Annotated in this window: 17 protein-coding genes; 14 read left to right on the top strand and 3 right to left on the bottom strand. The window is 49.2% G+C overall.

Annotation, left to right across the window (positions count from 1 at the left end; all coding sequences use genetic code 11):
- Positions 1–14: 14 nt before the first annotated feature.
- Positions 15–2,426 carry a S8 family serine peptidase gene (locus tag NYE68_RS20260; RefSeq protein WP_324636263.1) on the bottom strand — a complete coding sequence of 804 codons (2,412 nt, stop codon included), beginning with the start codon at positions 2,424–2,426 and terminating at the stop codon, positions 15–17.
- Between the two features lie 524 nt (positions 2,427–2,950).
- On the opposite strand from NYE68_RS20260, the gene NYE68_RS20255 reads away from it, so the two are divergent.
- The 5 genes from NYE68_RS20255 to NYE68_RS20235 all read left to right on the top strand — a co-directional run bounded on the left by NYE68_RS20255 (position 2,951) and on the right by NYE68_RS20235 (position 7,496).
- Positions 2,951–3,265, top strand: a complete 315-nt coding sequence (locus NYE68_RS20255) for a hypothetical protein (protein WP_033574359.1) — start codon at positions 2,951–2,953, stop codon at positions 3,263–3,265.
- Positions 3,266–3,288: 23 nt separating this feature from the next.
- Complete coding sequence (locus NYE68_RS20250) at positions 3,289–4,119, top strand: transcription antiterminator (RefSeq protein WP_015418481.1); 831 nt, start codon at positions 3,289–3,291, stop codon at positions 4,117–4,119.
- A 219-nt stretch (positions 4,120–4,338) separates the two neighbouring features.
- On the top strand, positions 4,339–5,721 hold the full coding sequence (locus tag NYE68_RS20245; RefSeq protein WP_007614557.1) for a sucrose-specific PTS transporter subunit IIBC: 1,383 nt from the start codon (positions 4,339–4,341) through the stop codon (positions 5,719–5,721).
- Positions 5,718–7,157: a sucrose-6-phosphate hydrolase gene (locus tag NYE68_RS20240; protein WP_015418479.1), complete on the top strand. Its 1,440-nt coding sequence runs from the start codon at positions 5,718–5,720 to the stop codon at positions 7,155–7,157. The genes NYE68_RS20245 and NYE68_RS20240 overlap by 4 nt, the downstream gene beginning before the upstream one ends.
- Before the next feature lie 63 nt (positions 7,158–7,220).
- Positions 7,221–7,496 carry a hypothetical protein gene (locus NYE68_RS20235; protein WP_042635591.1) on the top strand — a complete coding sequence of 92 codons (276 nt, stop codon included), beginning with the start codon at positions 7,221–7,223 and terminating at the stop codon, positions 7,494–7,496.
- 31 nt (positions 7,497–7,527) lie between these two features.
- On the opposite strand, the gene NYE68_RS20230 is transcribed toward NYE68_RS20235, so the two are convergent.
- Positions 7,528–8,340, bottom strand: a complete 813-nt coding sequence (locus tag NYE68_RS20230; protein WP_003150959.1) for a bifunctional hydroxymethylpyrimidine kinase/phosphomethylpyrimidine kinase — start codon at positions 8,338–8,340, stop codon at positions 7,528–7,530.
- A 149-nt stretch (positions 8,341–8,489) separates the two neighbouring features.
- Between NYE68_RS20230 and NYE68_RS20225 the strand changes: the two genes are divergently transcribed.
- From NYE68_RS20225 to NYE68_RS20190, 8 genes are all read left to right on the top strand, one after another.
- Positions 8,490–8,828: a PadR family transcriptional regulator gene (locus NYE68_RS20225; protein ID WP_003150960.1), complete on the top strand. Its 339-nt coding sequence runs from the start codon at positions 8,490–8,492 to the stop codon at positions 8,826–8,828.
- Complete coding sequence (locus NYE68_RS20220) at positions 8,821–9,456, top strand: permease prefix domain 1-containing protein (protein ID WP_007407700.1); 636 nt, start codon at positions 8,821–8,823, stop codon at positions 9,454–9,456. Before NYE68_RS20225 ends, NYE68_RS20220 begins: the two co-directional genes overlap by 8 nt.
- A gap of 44 nt (positions 9,457–9,500) precedes the next feature.
- On the top strand, positions 9,501–10,028 hold the full coding sequence (locus tag NYE68_RS20215) for a hypothetical protein (RefSeq protein ID WP_342493991.1): 528 nt from the start codon (positions 9,501–9,503) through the stop codon (positions 10,026–10,028).
- An 84-nt stretch (positions 10,029–10,112) separates the two neighbouring features.
- On the top strand, positions 10,113–10,919 hold the full coding sequence (locus NYE68_RS20210; protein ID WP_015418477.1) for a glycosyltransferase family 2 protein: 807 nt from the start codon (positions 10,113–10,115) through the stop codon (positions 10,917–10,919).
- Positions 10,920–10,933: 14 nt separating this feature from the next.
- A complete protein-coding gene (locus NYE68_RS20205) occupies positions 10,934–11,617 on the top strand; it encodes a uracil-DNA glycosylase (protein WP_012118732.1) in 684 nt (227 codons plus the stop codon).
- 60 nt (positions 11,618–11,677) lie between these two features.
- A complete protein-coding gene (locus tag NYE68_RS20200) occupies positions 11,678–12,100 on the top strand; it encodes a YwdI family protein (protein WP_052828075.1) in 423 nt (140 codons plus the stop codon).
- A gap of 18 nt (positions 12,101–12,118) precedes the next feature.
- Positions 12,119–13,438, top strand: coding sequence for a purine/pyrimidine permease (locus tag NYE68_RS20195; RefSeq protein ID WP_007407695.1), 1,320 nt, complete (start codon positions 12,119–12,121; stop codon positions 13,436–13,438).
- A gap of 63 nt (positions 13,439–13,501) precedes the next feature.
- Positions 13,502–13,873, top strand: a complete 372-nt coding sequence (locus NYE68_RS20190) for a DUF423 domain-containing protein (protein WP_003150969.1) — start codon at positions 13,502–13,504, stop codon at positions 13,871–13,873.
- Positions 13,874–13,919: 46 nt separating this feature from the next.
- Here the strand turns inward: NYE68_RS20190 and gerQ are convergent, their stop codons facing one another.
- Positions 13,920–14,465 carry a spore coat protein GerQ gene (gerQ, locus tag NYE68_RS20185; protein ID WP_007614539.1) on the bottom strand — a complete coding sequence of 182 codons (546 nt, stop codon included), beginning with the start codon at positions 14,463–14,465 and terminating at the stop codon, positions 13,920–13,922.
- A 280-nt stretch (positions 14,466–14,745) separates the two neighbouring features.
- Between gerQ and NYE68_RS20180 the strand changes: the two genes are divergently transcribed.
- Positions 14,746–15,516: a glycosyltransferase family 2 protein gene (locus NYE68_RS20180; protein WP_003150972.1), complete on the top strand. Its 771-nt coding sequence runs from the start codon at positions 14,746–14,748 to the stop codon at positions 15,514–15,516.
- Positions 15,517–15,518 lie beyond the last annotated feature (2 nt).

The following is a 15,518-nucleotide window of genomic DNA, read 5'->3' as shown; positions in this document are numbered from 1 at the left end:
GCAGGGTTGTTCGGTTATTCAATGATAAAAGGTTTTTCAGTCAGCACCTGGCTTGATTTCCCTTTGTTCGCGGCATAGGCCAGCATATAATATTCTCCTGCCGGCAGTGCGTTGTCACCATTGACTTTGCCGTTCCAGTCGAAATATTGATAGCCTTTATCCTGCTTTTTGTAGATGCCGGCTTGGCCGACAAAGTCAAGATTGCTGTCATATACAAGGAAGGCAAGCTCTTCGGCTCCCGCCGGAAGATAGGTTTCAATTTGGTAGGTTCCCTGCGTTGTGCCGTCCTGCACGTCGATTGACGTCACGCGCGGATAGTCCGGCTCTTTTACAATCAGCAGCGTCGGCACTTTTGCGACTGTTTTTCCGCCTTCACGCACTGTGACGGTTCCCTCATAGGTGCCCGCCTTTACTTTTTTGGCATTGACCTTTACTTTCGCATTGAACTTTCCGGTTTGATGAGCGGGGATCACGACCCGGTCTGTGCCCGAAACGGTAATGCCCGTGCCGTTGAAAGAGTACTCGAGCTGATATGATTTTCTGATGGACGATTGGTTTTCAATCGTAAAGGTTTCTTTTTTCGTTTCATTGCCTTTGTCTTTCATAAAAGTTCCGTAAGAATAACTTCCCGGGGCGACAAGGGAGTCTGCTTTGATCGCCTTCATGATTCTGATGCTTCCGGCGCCTTGCGCATTATGCGGGTATACGTCACCGTCCGCGTCCGTTAAGGTTTCGGCCGTGTTCATGAGAGCGGCTTTTATTTGTTCCGGGCTCCATTTCGGTTTGGCCTGCTTGATGACGGCAGCTGCGCCGGCTACATGCGGGGAAGCCATGCTCGTTCCCTGCTTCGATCCGTAGCCGTACGGGTCGGCCGGATCATGGGTCGGAATGGTGCTGACGATGTTTACGCCGGGAGCGGAGACGTCGGGTTTAATCATCCACGTGTCCATAACCGGACCGCGTGACGAAAAGTCTGCCATTTGTTCAGTGAGCGATTTAGCCACGGATAAATTGAATGTCGCTTTTGTGCCGCCCGCTTTTAATTGGCTGACGAGTTTTTCGCCGTCTTCTGATGAAAGCTTAATCGTCGGCACGGACATGCCCGGTACGTTGGCTTCAATTTCTCCCGGGGCATTGTTATACACAACCATACCGATCGCGCCCGCTTTTTTGGCGTTGTCTGCTTTATCCACAAAGGCGATGCTGCCCCGTTTGACGACAGCGACTTTTCCCATCAGATCTTTGCCTTCAAAATCCTTTTGCTCGCCGATACCCGCCTCTATGAGCTCTGTTTCTTTTTTATTCAGTGCTTTTATGTCATCTTCTTTGTTGTAGCCCATTACTTTCGCTGAGGAATAGGAACCGAAGGACACGGCGTACTCGTTCAGCGGCAGCTGGGTCGCTCCGACGGAGATGGCTTCTCTGGACGTTCCCGGAGAGCCGACGGTCCAATTGTTCGGCCCGCTGTTTCCGTTTGATGTAACGGCCGTGACGCCTTCTGACATCGCCCAGTCAAGCGCCGTGCTTGTCGCCCAGTCTGGGTTATTCACAGAATTGCCGAGAGAAAGGTTCATGACATCCGCTCCGTCCTGTACGGCGCGTTCGATGCCGGCGATGACGTTCTCCGTTGTTCCGCTTCCGCCCGGACCGAGCACACGGTAGGCAAGGAGTGTAGCATCCGGCGCGACGCCTTTGATCGTTCCGTTTGCCGCTACCGTGCCCGCGACATGGGTTCCGTGGTCAGTCGACGCGCCTCTCGGATCACCGGACGGCGTTTCTTCAGGATCGTAATCGTTATCCACAAAATCGTATCCTTTATATTGTCCGAAATTTTTCTTTAAGTCAGGGTGTTTATATTCGACACCGGTGTCAATAATGGCAACCTTGACGCCTTTACCCGTATAGCCGAGCTTCCACGCGTCATTTGCCCCTATATAAGGCGCGCTGTCATCCATCTGCGGAGACACGGCATCCTTAGATAGGGTGATGTCTTTATCTTTGAGCTGATCGGTATGATAGGTGACATTCGGATAAACCGCTTTGACATCCTGATCACTCAGCAGTTTGGGGATTTCATTTGCCGGGAGTTTCATGGAGAAGCCGGAAAACACTTGCTCATATTCCCTGTTGATTTTTCCGTGTTTAATGGTTTTGAGCGCTTTCTTTTTCACTTTTGCGCGTTCGCTTTTCAGCTGGCTTTTTGTCTGTGCTTTGCCGAGTTCCTTTGCTTCCGCCAGTGACTTTTCCTTCAGCTCCACGATGACTGTCGTTTGTTTGCTGGTGGTCATATCAATGTCACCGAACACCTCAGCCTTCTCAAGATCAGGAGTTTGCGGTTTTGAAGCCGGCGCAGCCTGTGAACTTGTGGATAAGGTAAAGGATAAGACAAAAGCCGGAAGCAGATAACGAATGATTCCTTTTTTCAATCGTGTTTCCCCCTTTTTCTTTATCTAAATTAGAAATCTAGTATATATTTCTTGAAAATTCAAAATAATCCTTGTGACATATGACTCATTTATGGAAATTGGTCTGTGAATAAGGAGGGAGTTATACACAGAATCCTGTGTATAACTGAATAAATTTGTGTATATATATTGTTGGGAACTAGTGTTCCTATACAAAATATAGATCGAGTTTGTGGATATGTGGATATACCCTGTGTTTAAGCTGTGCTTAACCAAGGGATAAGGTGTGTATAACTTTTTTATCGGCTTTTCCATTTTTCAGTTCATTTCCATCAGCTTTCAACAAAACTTCTGAAAACTAGTTTGTTTTTTCACTCATATTGTGACAAACAATTCGCCCGGCCGCGTCTATCATAGAGTCATAGGGTTGCTAGACCCGCTAGTTTTTAGCGGAGAAGGATCGGCCGCCTTTTCCGTTAAAGCGGAGAGAAAAACAGGCCTGCGAACAAGCTGTCTGTCAAAAAGAAGCGGAGGGATGATTTGCAATGAAACGTTTGCTAGTATCTTTACGGGTGTGGATGGTCTTTCTGATGAACTGGATGGCGCCGGGTAACGGAAGATATCCATTAGCCGCCGTGTACGGAAACCAAGCGGCTTATTATAAGAAAGCGAAGCGGACGGCTGGGGCTTTTTCGTTTGTGAGCCGTGTCCGATCGGCGGATTTGACCGATGAAACGAAATCGGCCCGCGGCAGGCTGGATAAAAACCGATGGATGCCTGTCCGCAAAGAATTGCCGAAACGGGAGCGCGCGGGTCCGACACCTTTACATCATATGAAAAAGAGGGTACAATCCCACTAAACATAAGAACGGGAGCGAACCTCTTGAGAATAGACAAAGTATTAAATAACAATGCGGCGTTAATAAAAGAAGACGGACGGGAAAAGATCGTAATGGGTCCCGGAATCGCTTTTCAAAAGAGAAAAAATGATGTGATTCAAAAACATAAAATTGAAAAAATATTTGTCGTGCACGACGAAAATGAAAAGTTCAAACAAGTGTTAGAAACGCTTCCCGAAGAGCATATAGAGGCGGCTGAAGATATCATCAGCCATGCGGAGGGAGAGCTTGCGGCACCTTTGAGCGATCACATCCACATTGCGCTGGCGGACCATTTATCCTTTGCGATCGAAAGGATTCAAAACGGCCTTCAGGTGCATAACCGATTGCTTCATGAAATTAAGGCGCTTTATAAAAAAGAATATGAGATCGGCCGCTGGGCGGTTGAACACGTGAAACAAACCCTCGGTATATCATTGCCTGATGATGAGGCGGGGTATATCGCGCTTCATATCCACACTGCCAAGGCGGATGCCAAAAGCATGTATTCGGCGATGAAGCATACAACCATGATCAAAGAAATGATCGAAAAGATCGAATCCTTTTTCGAACAGAAGGTGGATGAAGACAGTATTTCCTATCAGCGCCTCGTCACGCACTTACGGTATGCGGTCAGCCGGTTGGACTCAAATGAAGCACTCCATTCCATGGACGAGGAGATGCTTTATTTCATCCAAAAAAAGTATCCGTTTGCTTATCGGTGTGCGCTTGAGCTGGCGGCGTTTTTAAGAACTGAATATGATTTGGAACTGCCGGAATCCGAGGCCGGCTATATCACGCTGCATGTCCAGCGTCTGCAAAAAAACCCGGAATAACGCGTCTGTTTCGAGAAACAGACTTTTTTTTTGAAAACATATTGACGAAAGCGCTATCATGGAATAGAATGAAAGCGCATTAAAAAAACTGAATCCGGCGGGATTGTGACTGGTAATGCAGGCAAGACCTAAAATTTGCGTACATGAAAAAGGGATCATGCTGACCTTTTTCGTTGGCGAATTTTAGGTCTTTTTTGATTTTAGAAAGGGGGATACATCATGAATTATCAAGAAACGGCAAAACAGCTTATCAAACATATCGGAGGGGAATCAAATATCATCAGCGCGACACATTGCGCGACGCGGCTCAGGCTCGTCATTCAAGATGAACAGAAGATCAGCCAGGCCGGCATTGAAGAAATAGAAGGCGTAAAAGGGGCTTTCAGCAGCTCGGGGCAATATCAGATTATATTCGGCACCGGCCTCGTGAATAAAGTGTATGACGCTTTTTCAAAAGAAGCCGATTTGGGGCGGGAGGATCGTGAGACACATCAGGACGCAGCGAAAAAAAAGCTGAATCCGGCCGCAAGATTTGCGAAGACACTGTCTAACATATTCGTTCCCATCATTCCGGCTATCGTGGCAAGCGGACTTTTAATGGGGCTGCTCGGCATGATGAAGGCTTTTCACTGGGTGTCTGAACAATCATCGCTGTTTAAGCTTTTAGACATGTTTTCAAGCGCGGCGTTTATCTTCCTGCCCGTATTCATCGGGTTCAGCGCGGCGAAGGAATTTGGCGGTAATGCCTATCTCGGTGCCGTGCTCGGGGGAATTATGATCCATCCGGCGCTTTTGAATCCGTGGGGGCTTGCGGATGCATCACCTGATTTTATGCAGCTCTTCGGCTTCGACATTGCGCTGCTCGGCTACCAAGGGACGGTCATCCCCGTACTGTTAGCCGTTTACATTATGAGCAAAGTGGAAAAGGGCACGAGAAAAATTGTGCCTCACGCATTCGATTTATTGGTCACGCCGTTTGTCACGGTGATTGTCACAGGATTTATCACCTTTATCGCAATCGGTCCGCTTGGCAGGGCGATCGGATCAGGCATTACCGTCTCGCTGACATATGTGTATGATCATGCGGGCATTGTTGCCGGACTGCTTTTCGGCGGTCTTTATCCGCTTATTGTGCTTACCGGTGTGCATCACAGCTTTCATGCGATTGAGGCCGGCCTCATCGCTGATTTGGGCAGAAACTATATCCTTCCTATCTGGTCGATGGCGAATGTCGCTCAGGGTGCGGCGGGACTGGCTGTATTTTTCCTGACGAAAAAAGCGAAAATGAAAGAAATCGCTCTGCCTGCCGCATTTTCCGCTTTTCTCGGCGTAACCGAACCAGTCATTTTCGGTGTAAACCTAAGGTACCGCAAGCCGTTTATCGCGGGAATGATCGGCGGCGCGCTGGGAGGGGCCTATGTCGTGGTGACCGGTGTCGCCGCCAATGCCTACGGTCTGACCGGAATTCCGATGATTGCCATCACGGCTCCGCTCGGTTTAGGAAATCTTATAAACTATCTGATCGGAATGGGCATCGCCTCTGTCTCGGCGTTTATTGCCGCTTACATTATGGGAGCTAAAGAAAAGGAGGCCGTCAAATGAGGACACCGGATCAAGAGCTGCGCCTGCAGGCTGAGGAAGCAAAAAAGAAGCGGGGAGAAACAGCCGCGTCAGATCCATACCGCCAGAACTATCATATTATGCCGCCGGTCGGGCTTTTAAATGATCCGAACGGCGTGATCCAATGGAACGGCGTATATCACTTGTTTTTTCAATGGCAGCCATTTCATACGGGGCACGGCGCGAAATTTTGGGCGCATGTGACGACGAAGGATTTCGTTGAGTGGAAAGAGGAAGAAATCGCGCTTGCGCCGGGTGAGTGGTATGACAAAAACGGCTGTTATTCCGGAAGCGCCATCGAAAAAGACGGGCGGCTCTGCCTGATGTACACAGGCAATGTCCGTGACGGAGAAGGCAATCGGGAAACGTATCAATGCCTCGCCGTATCCGAAGACGGGATCGTATTTGAAAAAAAAGGAGTTGTCGCGCGTCTCCCGGAAGGCTATACCGCTCATTTCCGTGATCCGAAGGTTTGGAAGAAAGACGGAGCGTATTACATGGTGCTTGGCGCGCAGACAGAAAAGCTCACCGGAAGCGCTGTGTTGTTCACATCAGAGAACTTGACGGATTGGACGTTTCTCGGTGCGATTGCGGGGGCGGACTCCGGCGGTCTCGGGTCATTCGGTTATATGTGGGAATGCCCCGACTTGTTTTCCCTTGACGGAACCGACGTGCTGCTCGTATGTCCGCAGGGGCTTGAAGCCGACGGGATAGAATATCATAACAGCCACCAGGCGGGCTATTTCCTCGGCAGGCTGCATACAGAGCCGCCAGAATTTAAGCACGGTGCATTTACGGAGCTTGACAGAGGATTTGACTTTTACGCGGCGCAGACGCTGGAAGATGATAAGGGACGGAGAATTCTGTTCGCGTGGATGGGGGTTCCGGATCAGCATGAGGACAAACATCCGACACATGCGTATCACTGGATTCACTGCTTAACGATGCCGAGACAGCTGTCACTGTCCAACGGCAGAATCATACAGCGCCCGCTCCCGGAAATGAAATCGCGCCGCACGGATGAACAAAAGCGCCGGCTTCAATTGAATTGTTCGTCTGTAAGCCTCCCGGTGAAAGATGCGTCCCGGGCTGAAGTGCTGCTGGAAGACATCACTTGCGAATCCGGTTTTGAAATCTCAATTCGGGGCGCGGCTCGGTTTATATTTCATCAGGAAGAGGGGCTGGCTGTGCTGGAGCGCACCGCTTTCAGCGGAGAAGAAAAAGAAAAGAGAAGCTGCGCCATCAGCGAGGTGCATTCCGTGCAGCTCTTTCTGGATGCATCCTCGATTGAATTGTTTTTGAATGATGGAGAAGAGGTATTCAGCGCCAGATATTTTCCTTTCCCGGGAAATGATGACGTAACCGTCACTTCGGCAGGAAAAACGGAAATAAATGGATCAATTTGGACACTTTTGTAGAAAATCGTTCTTTTTTCTTATGTGAAACCTATGCCATCTGTGCTATTCTTCAAACGAAAGCCTATGATTCCAGGAATAAAAGGAGTTGTTTTCTCAGTTTTGAAAAATCAGAAGATGACGCCGAAATGTTTACTTGTCAAAGCCGCAGAGCAAGTGGAAGATAAGCGGGAAGAATATAAAGAAGTATTGCTTCAGCTGAATCGCATGCTCAAGAGAGCTGAGCCGCACAATGAATGGAGTGATCGGCTGATGCATACATATGAACAGATGAAGGAATATGCGCTGTTTGTGCAGTCTATTGAGATGTTTTTGCGGTCATCCGCGAAAAAAATGAAATAATCCCCCTCGGGTAATGAGGGGGATATTTATTTTATTTTCCGCTAAGACGCATCGCCGAATGTTTAGTCGGTCCGATGTATTGGTTCAGCGGGAAGGATTCTTTGATTGCCGCGGTGATAAATTCTTTTGCCGCGTAGATGGCTTCCTTCACTTCAGCGCCTTTGGCCAGTTCTGCCGTCACGGCGGCGGAGAATGTGCATCCGGCTCCGTGCGTGTAAGGTGTATCAATCATTTCGCTTTCTAATACTTCCGCGGTTTCTCCGTCATACAGCACGTCGATCGCTTTTTCATGTTTCAATTTGCCTCCGCCTGTAATCAATACATATTTCGCGCCGAGTTCGTGAATTTTCTTGGCCGCTTCTTTCATGTCTTCCACCGTTTTTAATTCATCCATACCGCTCAGCTGGCTTGCTTCAAACAGGTTTGGCGTGATGACGGTTGCCAGAGGCGCCAATTGGGTGCGAAGCGCTTCGGCATGCTCCGGATACAGCACTTCGTTCGCTCCTTTGCAGACCATGACAGGATCGATAACGACATTCTTCAGCTGTTTTTCTTTAATCGTTTTCGCCGCAAGCTCTATGATCTCCACGGTAGGGAGCATTCCCGTTTTCATGGCGTCTACGCCGATTCCGTCAACAATCGTCGCCAGCTGTGCGCGAATCGTATCGGCATCGATCGGAAATACTTGATGATCCCAGCTGTTCTCCGGGTCCATCGCTACGATCACGGTCAAAGCCGTCATTCCGTATACGTTTTTTTCTTGAAATGTTTTTAAATCGGCCTGAATTCCCGCGCCGCCGCTGGAATCAGAACCGGCAATAGTAAGTGCTTTGTGCATTGACATATCAATGGCCTCCATCAGTGTTTTATATCTCATTATAGTTAGATTTTCTCCCGATCACAATACGGAAGGCTTGGAGGAATGATTTGACAGCCGCGGGGGATGTGCGTACAATACCTACATAAGAATACTAGGTAAGGGTGAGAAAATAAATGCTCAACAGGGAGCTTGTAAAGGGAAGCACGGTCATTCTGGTGCTGACGCTGCTGAATGAACGGCCCATGTACGGGTATGAACTTGTGAAAGAAATGGAGAAAAGAAGCGGGAATGAACTGCAAATGAAGGAAGGCACGCTGTACCCATCGCTTCATAAGCTTGAACGCCAAAGCTATATTTCTTCTTACTGGGAAAAGCAGACCAAAGGGCCGGACCGAAAATATTACCGGATCACCGATGAAGGAAAAAACATTCTAGCCGAACGGACGAAGGAATGGAATCTGTTCTCTGCTCTGATGGACCGGATGCTGAAGCGGGGCGGGCAGAATGGATAAGGACCTTTATGTGCAGGAAATCAGAAAAGGGCTGGAAGGCAAGGCTGGAAGCCGTGAATTATTAAAAGAAATCGAAAGCCATATTCATCATGCCATTTGTGATCATCTGGAAAAAGGCAAAACCGAAAGCGAAGCGATGGCGCTTATTCTGCGGGAAGTGGGGACTCCGTCTGAGATTATCTCTGCTTTTCAAAAAGCTTCGGCGATGCCCGCGCGGACTTTTATGCTCTTTTATCTGTTCTGCAACTGCGGTCTTTTTGTGATGGGGGCGATGATTACGATGATGCACGCGTGGAGGATTCATCCCGCTGTTGACGCGCTGTGGAAAGGGATTTCCGTGTCAGTATGGCTGATTATGATCGGTTATGTGCTGTATTGGTTCCAAATCGGCTATCAAGCTGGAAAAGAGTTCGGGGCTGGCGGAAAAAAGCTTGCTGAGCGGACGGTATGGGCTTCAATGGTGCCGAATCTATGTTTTATGTTTGTCTTTTTGTTCAACCTGGTTCCGGCTGGGCTGTTTCCTTCGGCGGTCACACCGAGTTTTGCGGCAGTATGCGCCGTTGTGACGGTATGTTTTCCGTTTTGCGGAAAAATAGGTTTTTACGCAGGCAGGCAGAGACTTGCCTGATCTTTTTCACTATATACATAGGGAATCTATATAGGGGTGTTAAAATGAGATTAGGTTCGTGGATGTACGGCGCGTGCGCCCAAATAGCCGTAACCGTATTTGCCGTCTGCAGCTTGGTTCTTGCATTGCCCGTTGTGAGTCTTTTTATTATGGTTCTGAATGGGATGCAAGACGCTGTTTTTGTTGTTTTCAGTATTTTGCTTCTTCTATTATTTTATGCGCTGGGATGGATTTGGGCCGTTTCGTTTGCGCGTGAGTGGAAGGTGAAACTTTTCGAGCTGCAGATCAGTTCGCTCATTCCGCTGGCGGGTATATTATACTTGTACATTGACAGCGGGGCGAGTATACCGGAACTGATTCATGATTGGCATGAGGATGGATGTGCGCTTGTCCCGCCGGCTTTTGTCTGCTTGTGCACATGCTATGCGATGGTGTTGGTGCCTGTTTATCAATCAAAACTTTGGAACGCCATGGAGGCGGGCAGACTTAATGCCAAGGCGGTATGCACTGTTTGGGAAGACCTTCTGATCATTCTCGTTTTGCTGGCAGGCATGACCTGGATTTGTTTCTGAATGGGCCGAAATCAAAAATCCCCCCTGATCTCTCCGCCGCTTTATGTTTTAATAGAACATGAGAAAAAGCAGAAGGAGCGGATCATGAATATATCAATTGTCATAGTCACGTATAATCGGATTCCGGCTTTGTGTGAGCTGCTGGAGTCGATTTCCATGCAGACCATAAAGCCTTATGAAGTGATCATTGTAAATGATGCCGGGGAATCGGCCGAACAAGCGAAGCAGCTGTACAGCGATCTGCCGATTCAGATTATTGATTTAGAACAGAATGCCGGACATGTGGAAGCTCGGAACGCAGGTGTGAAAAAAGCGTCGGGTGATTGCATCATGCTGTGCGATGATGATGATTTCATTACGCCGGGCCATTTGGAAAGAATGGCGGCTGCACTTGCTGATGCGGATTTTGTCCATTCTGACGCGGAAATTGTGTCATTTGAAGAACGGGGCGGCACGAGATACCCGGTGTCACGAAAGCCTTTCGCCTATACGGCGGATTATGCGGATATGCGGGTATTTTCCACGTACGTTCCGTCAGGCAGCATGTACAGACGTTCTCTGCATGACACGTTAGGGTATTTTGATCCGGATGTCCATAATTATTGGGACTGGGACTTTTATTTGCGCGCCGCGAAACAGCACCGTGTGAAGCGTGTTCCTTGCGCGAGCGTCATATATGCGTTTTTTGAGGGAGGCGGCAATCAGTCCGCGGATCTCGGGGGCAAACGGAAGCGGTACTTAGACCGATTAAGCGAAAAGCACGGGCTTGGGGAGCTCCCGACGAAAAACTTCGCGGTTCTTCTTGAAGAGCCGGACATGAAGAGGCGGGAGGCGCCGACTGACATTGTGTGGGACGGAAAGCCCGTCCATTCAAGACTGCACAGTTCATAAGGGGGACGGACAGTTTGAAACAGCTTTTAAAAGACAGCTGGTGGAATCAGCTGAAAGATGAATTTGACAAACCGTATTATCAAGAGCTGAGAGAAATGCTGAAACAAGAATACAGCAGCCAAACGATTTATCCTGACAGCCATGATATTTTTAACGCCTTGCATTATACGCCCTATGAGGATGTAAAAGCGGTCATTCTCGGACAGGACCCGTATCACGGGCCAGGACAGGCGCACGGGCTTAGTTTTTCCGTTCAGCCCGGGGTCAGACAGCCGCCGTCTTTGAAAAATATTTTCATAGAGCTTCAGGACGATATCGGCTGCTCCGTACCGAACCACGGATCGCTCGTCAGCTGGGCGAAGCAGGGAGTGCTTTTGTTAAACACAGTGCTTACGGTTCGCCGCGGTCAGGCCAATTCCCACAAAGGCAAGGGATGGGAGCGGCTCACTGACCGCATCATTGATGTGGTGAATGAAAGAGAGAAGCCGATTGTCTTTATCCTATGGGGGCGTCACGCGCAGATGAAAAAAGAGCGCATTGACACATCGAAACACATTATTATTGAATCGACTCATCCGAGCCCGTTTTCGGCAAGGAACGGTTTTTTCGGGAGCAGACCGTTTTCCCGTACAAACGCCGCCCTTGAAAAAATGGGGGAGCAGCCGATCGATTGGTGCATCCCCGACCTGCCGCAATAAACGGTTTTTTTGAGGCGCTTCCGCCCGGCGGTAAGCGCCTTTTTTGGCGTTCAGGGCGGTATGCCGTCAGAAAAAATAACAAACTCAATTCTGCGATTCGCTCAGAAATTTGATAAAATGCAGGAAGAAGACAAATTACTGCTGGAGGATTTACTCATGAACATACATATCTCTGCTTTGATTCAGAAGATGGAAGAAGAACTGAGGCAGGCGAAAACAGCGACCCGCACCGAGGAGGTCAAAATGCACGCGGCTGCCATCCGCTCTCTGTGTGATGTCGTGCTCGGCACTCAGACGCACGCCGCTCCGGCGCCTGTGCAGAATCCGATTCCGAAAGCGGCGCCGAAACCTTCCGCGTCTCCTTCGACAGACCCGCTGCTGCTTGAAAAAATGATGGGCAGCGCCGGGCTGAACCAATATCAGAAAAAAGCGAAAGACGAACGTGAGGAAGACGGAAACGGGGATTCCATTTTCGATTTTTAACAGGAGAGGTTGATTGACTTGAAACTGATACTCGGGGGTTTGCAATGGACGGCATTTATGATTGCGGCTGCGATTGTAGTTCCTGTCGCCATCGCACAATCATTTCACTTGAACCATGCCGATTCTGCCGCATTGATTCAGAGCACATTTTTTGTGCTTGGCGTCGCCGCGGTCATCCAATGTCTCCAGGGACATCGTCTGCCGATTAATGAAAGCCCGGCAGGCTTATGGTGGGGCGTATACACGATTTACGGCGGACTGACTGGCACGGTGTTCGCGACATTCGGCGAGACGCTGCGGGCGCTGCAGGGGGCGCTGTTATTAAGCGCTGTCTTTTTCTTTTTGTTCAGCCTTTTTAAAGTGATTGAACGGCTGGCCGTGCTGTTTACGCCGGTTGTGACCGGTGTGTATCTGCTGCTGTTGGTCATGCAGCTGAGTCAGCCGATTGTGAAAGGCCTTTTGGGCATCGGCTATTTAAAAAACAGCGTCGACGGCCTTGTATTCGGGCTCGCCATGGTTGTGACGGCGGCGATGTTCATCATGTCCCGATCGAATGTTACGTTCTTAAGACAGTATGCGATTCTCCTTTCGCTTGCCGGCGGATGGATCTTATTCGCCGTCTTCGGCGCTGCCAAACCGATTCAAATACCGGACCGCGTGATTCAGCTGCCGGCTCTTTTTCCGTTTGGAAAACCCGTGTTTGACAGCGGCCTGATTATTACATCACTCTTCATTACCGTGCTTTTGATTGTCAACATGCTCGCGAGCATCCGGGTTGTAGAAGCGGCGGTGAAAAAATTCGGCGGCACCGTCGGGAAGCGGCGTGAGCGTCCGGCTGGGTTTGCGGCTTCGATCAGCCACCTTTTGAGCGGACTGTCAGGGGGCATTGCGCCTGTGCCGATTTCAGGGGCGGCCGGTTTTATTGAGACGACGAAGCTTCCTTCGAAAAAGCCGTTTCTTTTGGGAAGTGTATTTGTCGTGATCATCAGTATGATCCCGCTATTTATGAATGCGTTTGCGAGTCTGCCCTCACCGGTCGGCTTTGCGGTAAACTTCGTCGTTTTCTCCACAATGGCGGGTCTTGCCTTTACGGAGTTTGACTCTTATGAGAAAGCGGAGCAAAAACGAATCCGCTCCATTATCGGTCTGGCGCTCCTGACGGGGGTCGGCGTAATGTTTGTGCCGGAGAGCGCGTTATCGGGGATGCATCCGATCCTGATTTCGCTCTTAAGCAACGGTCTTGTGCTCGGGACGCTGCTGGCGATAGCGATTGACCGAATCCAGCTTATCAAAAAGAAAAAATCCGACAATCTCGTGTCATCGGACGGCGGACGTTGAATTTTGCCGATGTTGGGTTATGATTGAATTGGAAACTTTAACGAAAAGGCGGGAGAAAAATAGATGAAAGTGTTTATTATTCTTGGTGCGATTAACGCTTTATTGGCCGTGGCGCTGGGCGCTTTCGGCGCGCATGGGCTTGAAGGGAAAATCCCCGATAAATATTTGCAGGTGTGGCACACAGGCGTGCAATATCATATGTATCACGCGCTCGGTCTTCTGGCTGTCGCGTTTTTGGCCGAAAAGCTTTCTGGCGCAGGCAGTGTTTCTGTTGCGGGCTGGCTGATGTTTGCGGGCATCGTTCTGTTTTCAGGAAGCCTGTACGTATTGAGCGTGACGCAGATTTCCATTCTCGGCGCGATTACACCGCTCGGCGGCGTGGCGTTTATCATCTCTTGGATTATGATTATCGTCGCGGCCGTCAAATATTTATAAAGAAAAAAAGCCAATCCTCTGTCAAGTGAGCGATTGGCTTTTTGATTTATCTCGGAGAATAAGAAGACATGGAGTACGGATAAGTATAAGCGATTTCCTCATCAAACGTGATGTAATCAAGGTAAATGGTCAGAAGCAGATAGCGGGTGCCCGTTTTCGGATCGCTGATGATGATATGGTCACGTCCCGCCGCCTGAATCACACCGCGGAAAATCTTTGAATTCCATTCTTTGCTGTTTTCAAATGTCATATAAATCGTCGCCGTTTTGCCCCGGTTCAACCGCAGAATATTTTCAATGTATGACTCTTCAATCGGCAGCATGCCGGGAACGTTTTGTGACGATGATGGGCCTGACGGAATCTGAAAGCTGCCGCCGCCCTGCTGCTGCGGCTGGCCGGGGAACCCCCCGCCGAAGCTCTGCTGGCCTTGCTGCATCGGCATTGTCATTTGCTGCTGCATCGGCATCATTTGTGATCCTTGGCCCTGAGGCTGCGGATAAGGATTAGGCCCGAGCTGCGGCTGGTATCCTTGCATATCCATTCCCATTCCCATCCCCTGCATTTGCTGATATTGATTCTTTTTCGGTTTCATATTGTTCCTCCTTTGATGAAAACCTCTTGATGCTGAAACCTCCTGACAAGTATCAGACAGCCGACAGAGCGGCTGCTGTTTTTATCTATTCCACCATATGAGCCCAAAGAAAGATTTATGCGAAAAAAGAAAATGCGCTCCAATGAGTCCGGACATCAGAGCCAGCTTTTTTTGTGCGCGCAATGCTGACTTTTCACATAATAGTCTGTATTCCTAGCGCATCTTCCGCATAAGGAACATATGATAGCGGTAGTTTCAGGTGCGAAAAGGGGGTGACGAGTTGCCTAAAGTGTCAGTGATCATGACGAGCTATAACAAAAGTGACTATGTGGCCCGCTCTATTAAAAGTATTCTGTCTCAGACGTTTACGGACTTTGAGCTGTTCATTATGGATGACAACTCAAATGAAGCGACATTGGCGGAAATACGTCCTTTTCTCACGGATGACCGCGTCCGGTTTTATCAAAGCGATGTATCGGGCGTCAAAGAAAGAACGGAAAAAACACGCTACGCCGCCTTGATTAATCAGGCAATAGAAATGGCGGAGGGCGAGTACGTGACGTATGCGACCGACGACAACACGTATGTGCCGGAACGGCTTGAGAAAATGGTGAAAGAGCTTGATGAAGACCCGGAAAAAGCCGTCGTGTATTCAAGTTCCAAAACCTATCATCTGAATCAGCGGAAAGAGACGGTGAAGGAGACGGCCAGGCCCGCCGAACGGATCGTGTGGAACGCGCCGTGCGCCATTGACCATTGTTCGGTCATGCACAGGTTTTCCGTGCTGGAACAGGTCAAATCGGCATTCGGTTCCTATTGGGATGAAAGCCCGGCGTTTTACCGGATCGGTGACGCCCGTTTCTTCTGGAGAGTAAATCATTTTTATCCGTTTTACCCGATTTCTGAGGAGCTTGATATCAATTATATTACCGATCAATCCATTCATTATCAGCTTTTCGCGGCGGAGAAAAACGAGTTTGTGAACAGCCTTCCGCAGCAGACCACGTGCCGGGAGCTGAGGGAATCATTAAAAAAGCTTGGAAAGGGGTGAGG

It is taken from the genome of Bacillus sp. FSL R5-0447 (assembly GCF_038606125.1).
In the GTDB taxonomy this organism is placed as follows: Bacteria; Bacillota; Bacilli; order Bacillales; family Bacillaceae; genus Bacillus; species Bacillus velezensis.
This window is presented reverse-complemented; position numbering and strand designations above follow the sequence as displayed.

Coding starts and splice junctions, on each gene's coding strand:
- NYE68_RS20220 (WP_007407700.1), top strand. CDS start 8,821: ATGGATAAGGACCTTTATGTGCAGGAAATCAGAAAAGGGCTGGAAGGC.
- NYE68_RS20215 (WP_342493991.1), top strand. CDS start 9,501: ATGAGATTAGGTTCGTGGATGTACGGCGCGTGCGCCCAAATAGCCGTA.
- NYE68_RS20210 (WP_015418477.1), top strand. CDS start 10,113: ATGAATATATCAATTGTCATAGTCACGTATAATCGGATTCCGGCTTTG.
- NYE68_RS20230 (WP_003150959.1), bottom strand. CDS start 8,340: ATGTCAATGCACAAAGCACTTACTATTGCCGGTTCTGATTCCAGCGGC.
- NYE68_RS20240 (WP_015418479.1), top strand. CDS start 5,718: ATGAGGACACCGGATCAAGAGCTGCGCCTGCAGGCTGAGGAAGCAAAA.
- NYE68_RS20235 (WP_042635591.1), top strand. CDS start 7,221: ATGATTCCAGGAATAAAAGGAGTTGTTTTCTCAGTTTTGAAAAATCAG.
- NYE68_RS20255 (WP_033574359.1), top strand. CDS start 2,951: ATGAAACGTTTGCTAGTATCTTTACGGGTGTGGATGGTCTTTCTGATG.
- gerQ (WP_007614539.1), bottom strand. CDS start 14,465: ATGAAACCGAAAAAGAATCAATATCAGCAAATGCAGGGGATGGGAATG.
- NYE68_RS20245 (WP_007614557.1), top strand. CDS start 4,339: ATGAATTATCAAGAAACGGCAAAACAGCTTATCAAACATATCGGAGGG.
- NYE68_RS20225 (WP_003150960.1), top strand. CDS start 8,490: ATGCTCAACAGGGAGCTTGTAAAGGGAAGCACGGTCATTCTGGTGCTG.
- NYE68_RS20200 (WP_052828075.1), top strand. CDS start 11,678: ATGCCGTCAGAAAAAATAACAAACTCAATTCTGCGATTCGCTCAGAAA.
- NYE68_RS20190 (WP_003150969.1), top strand. CDS start 13,502: ATGAAAGTGTTTATTATTCTTGGTGCGATTAACGCTTTATTGGCCGTG.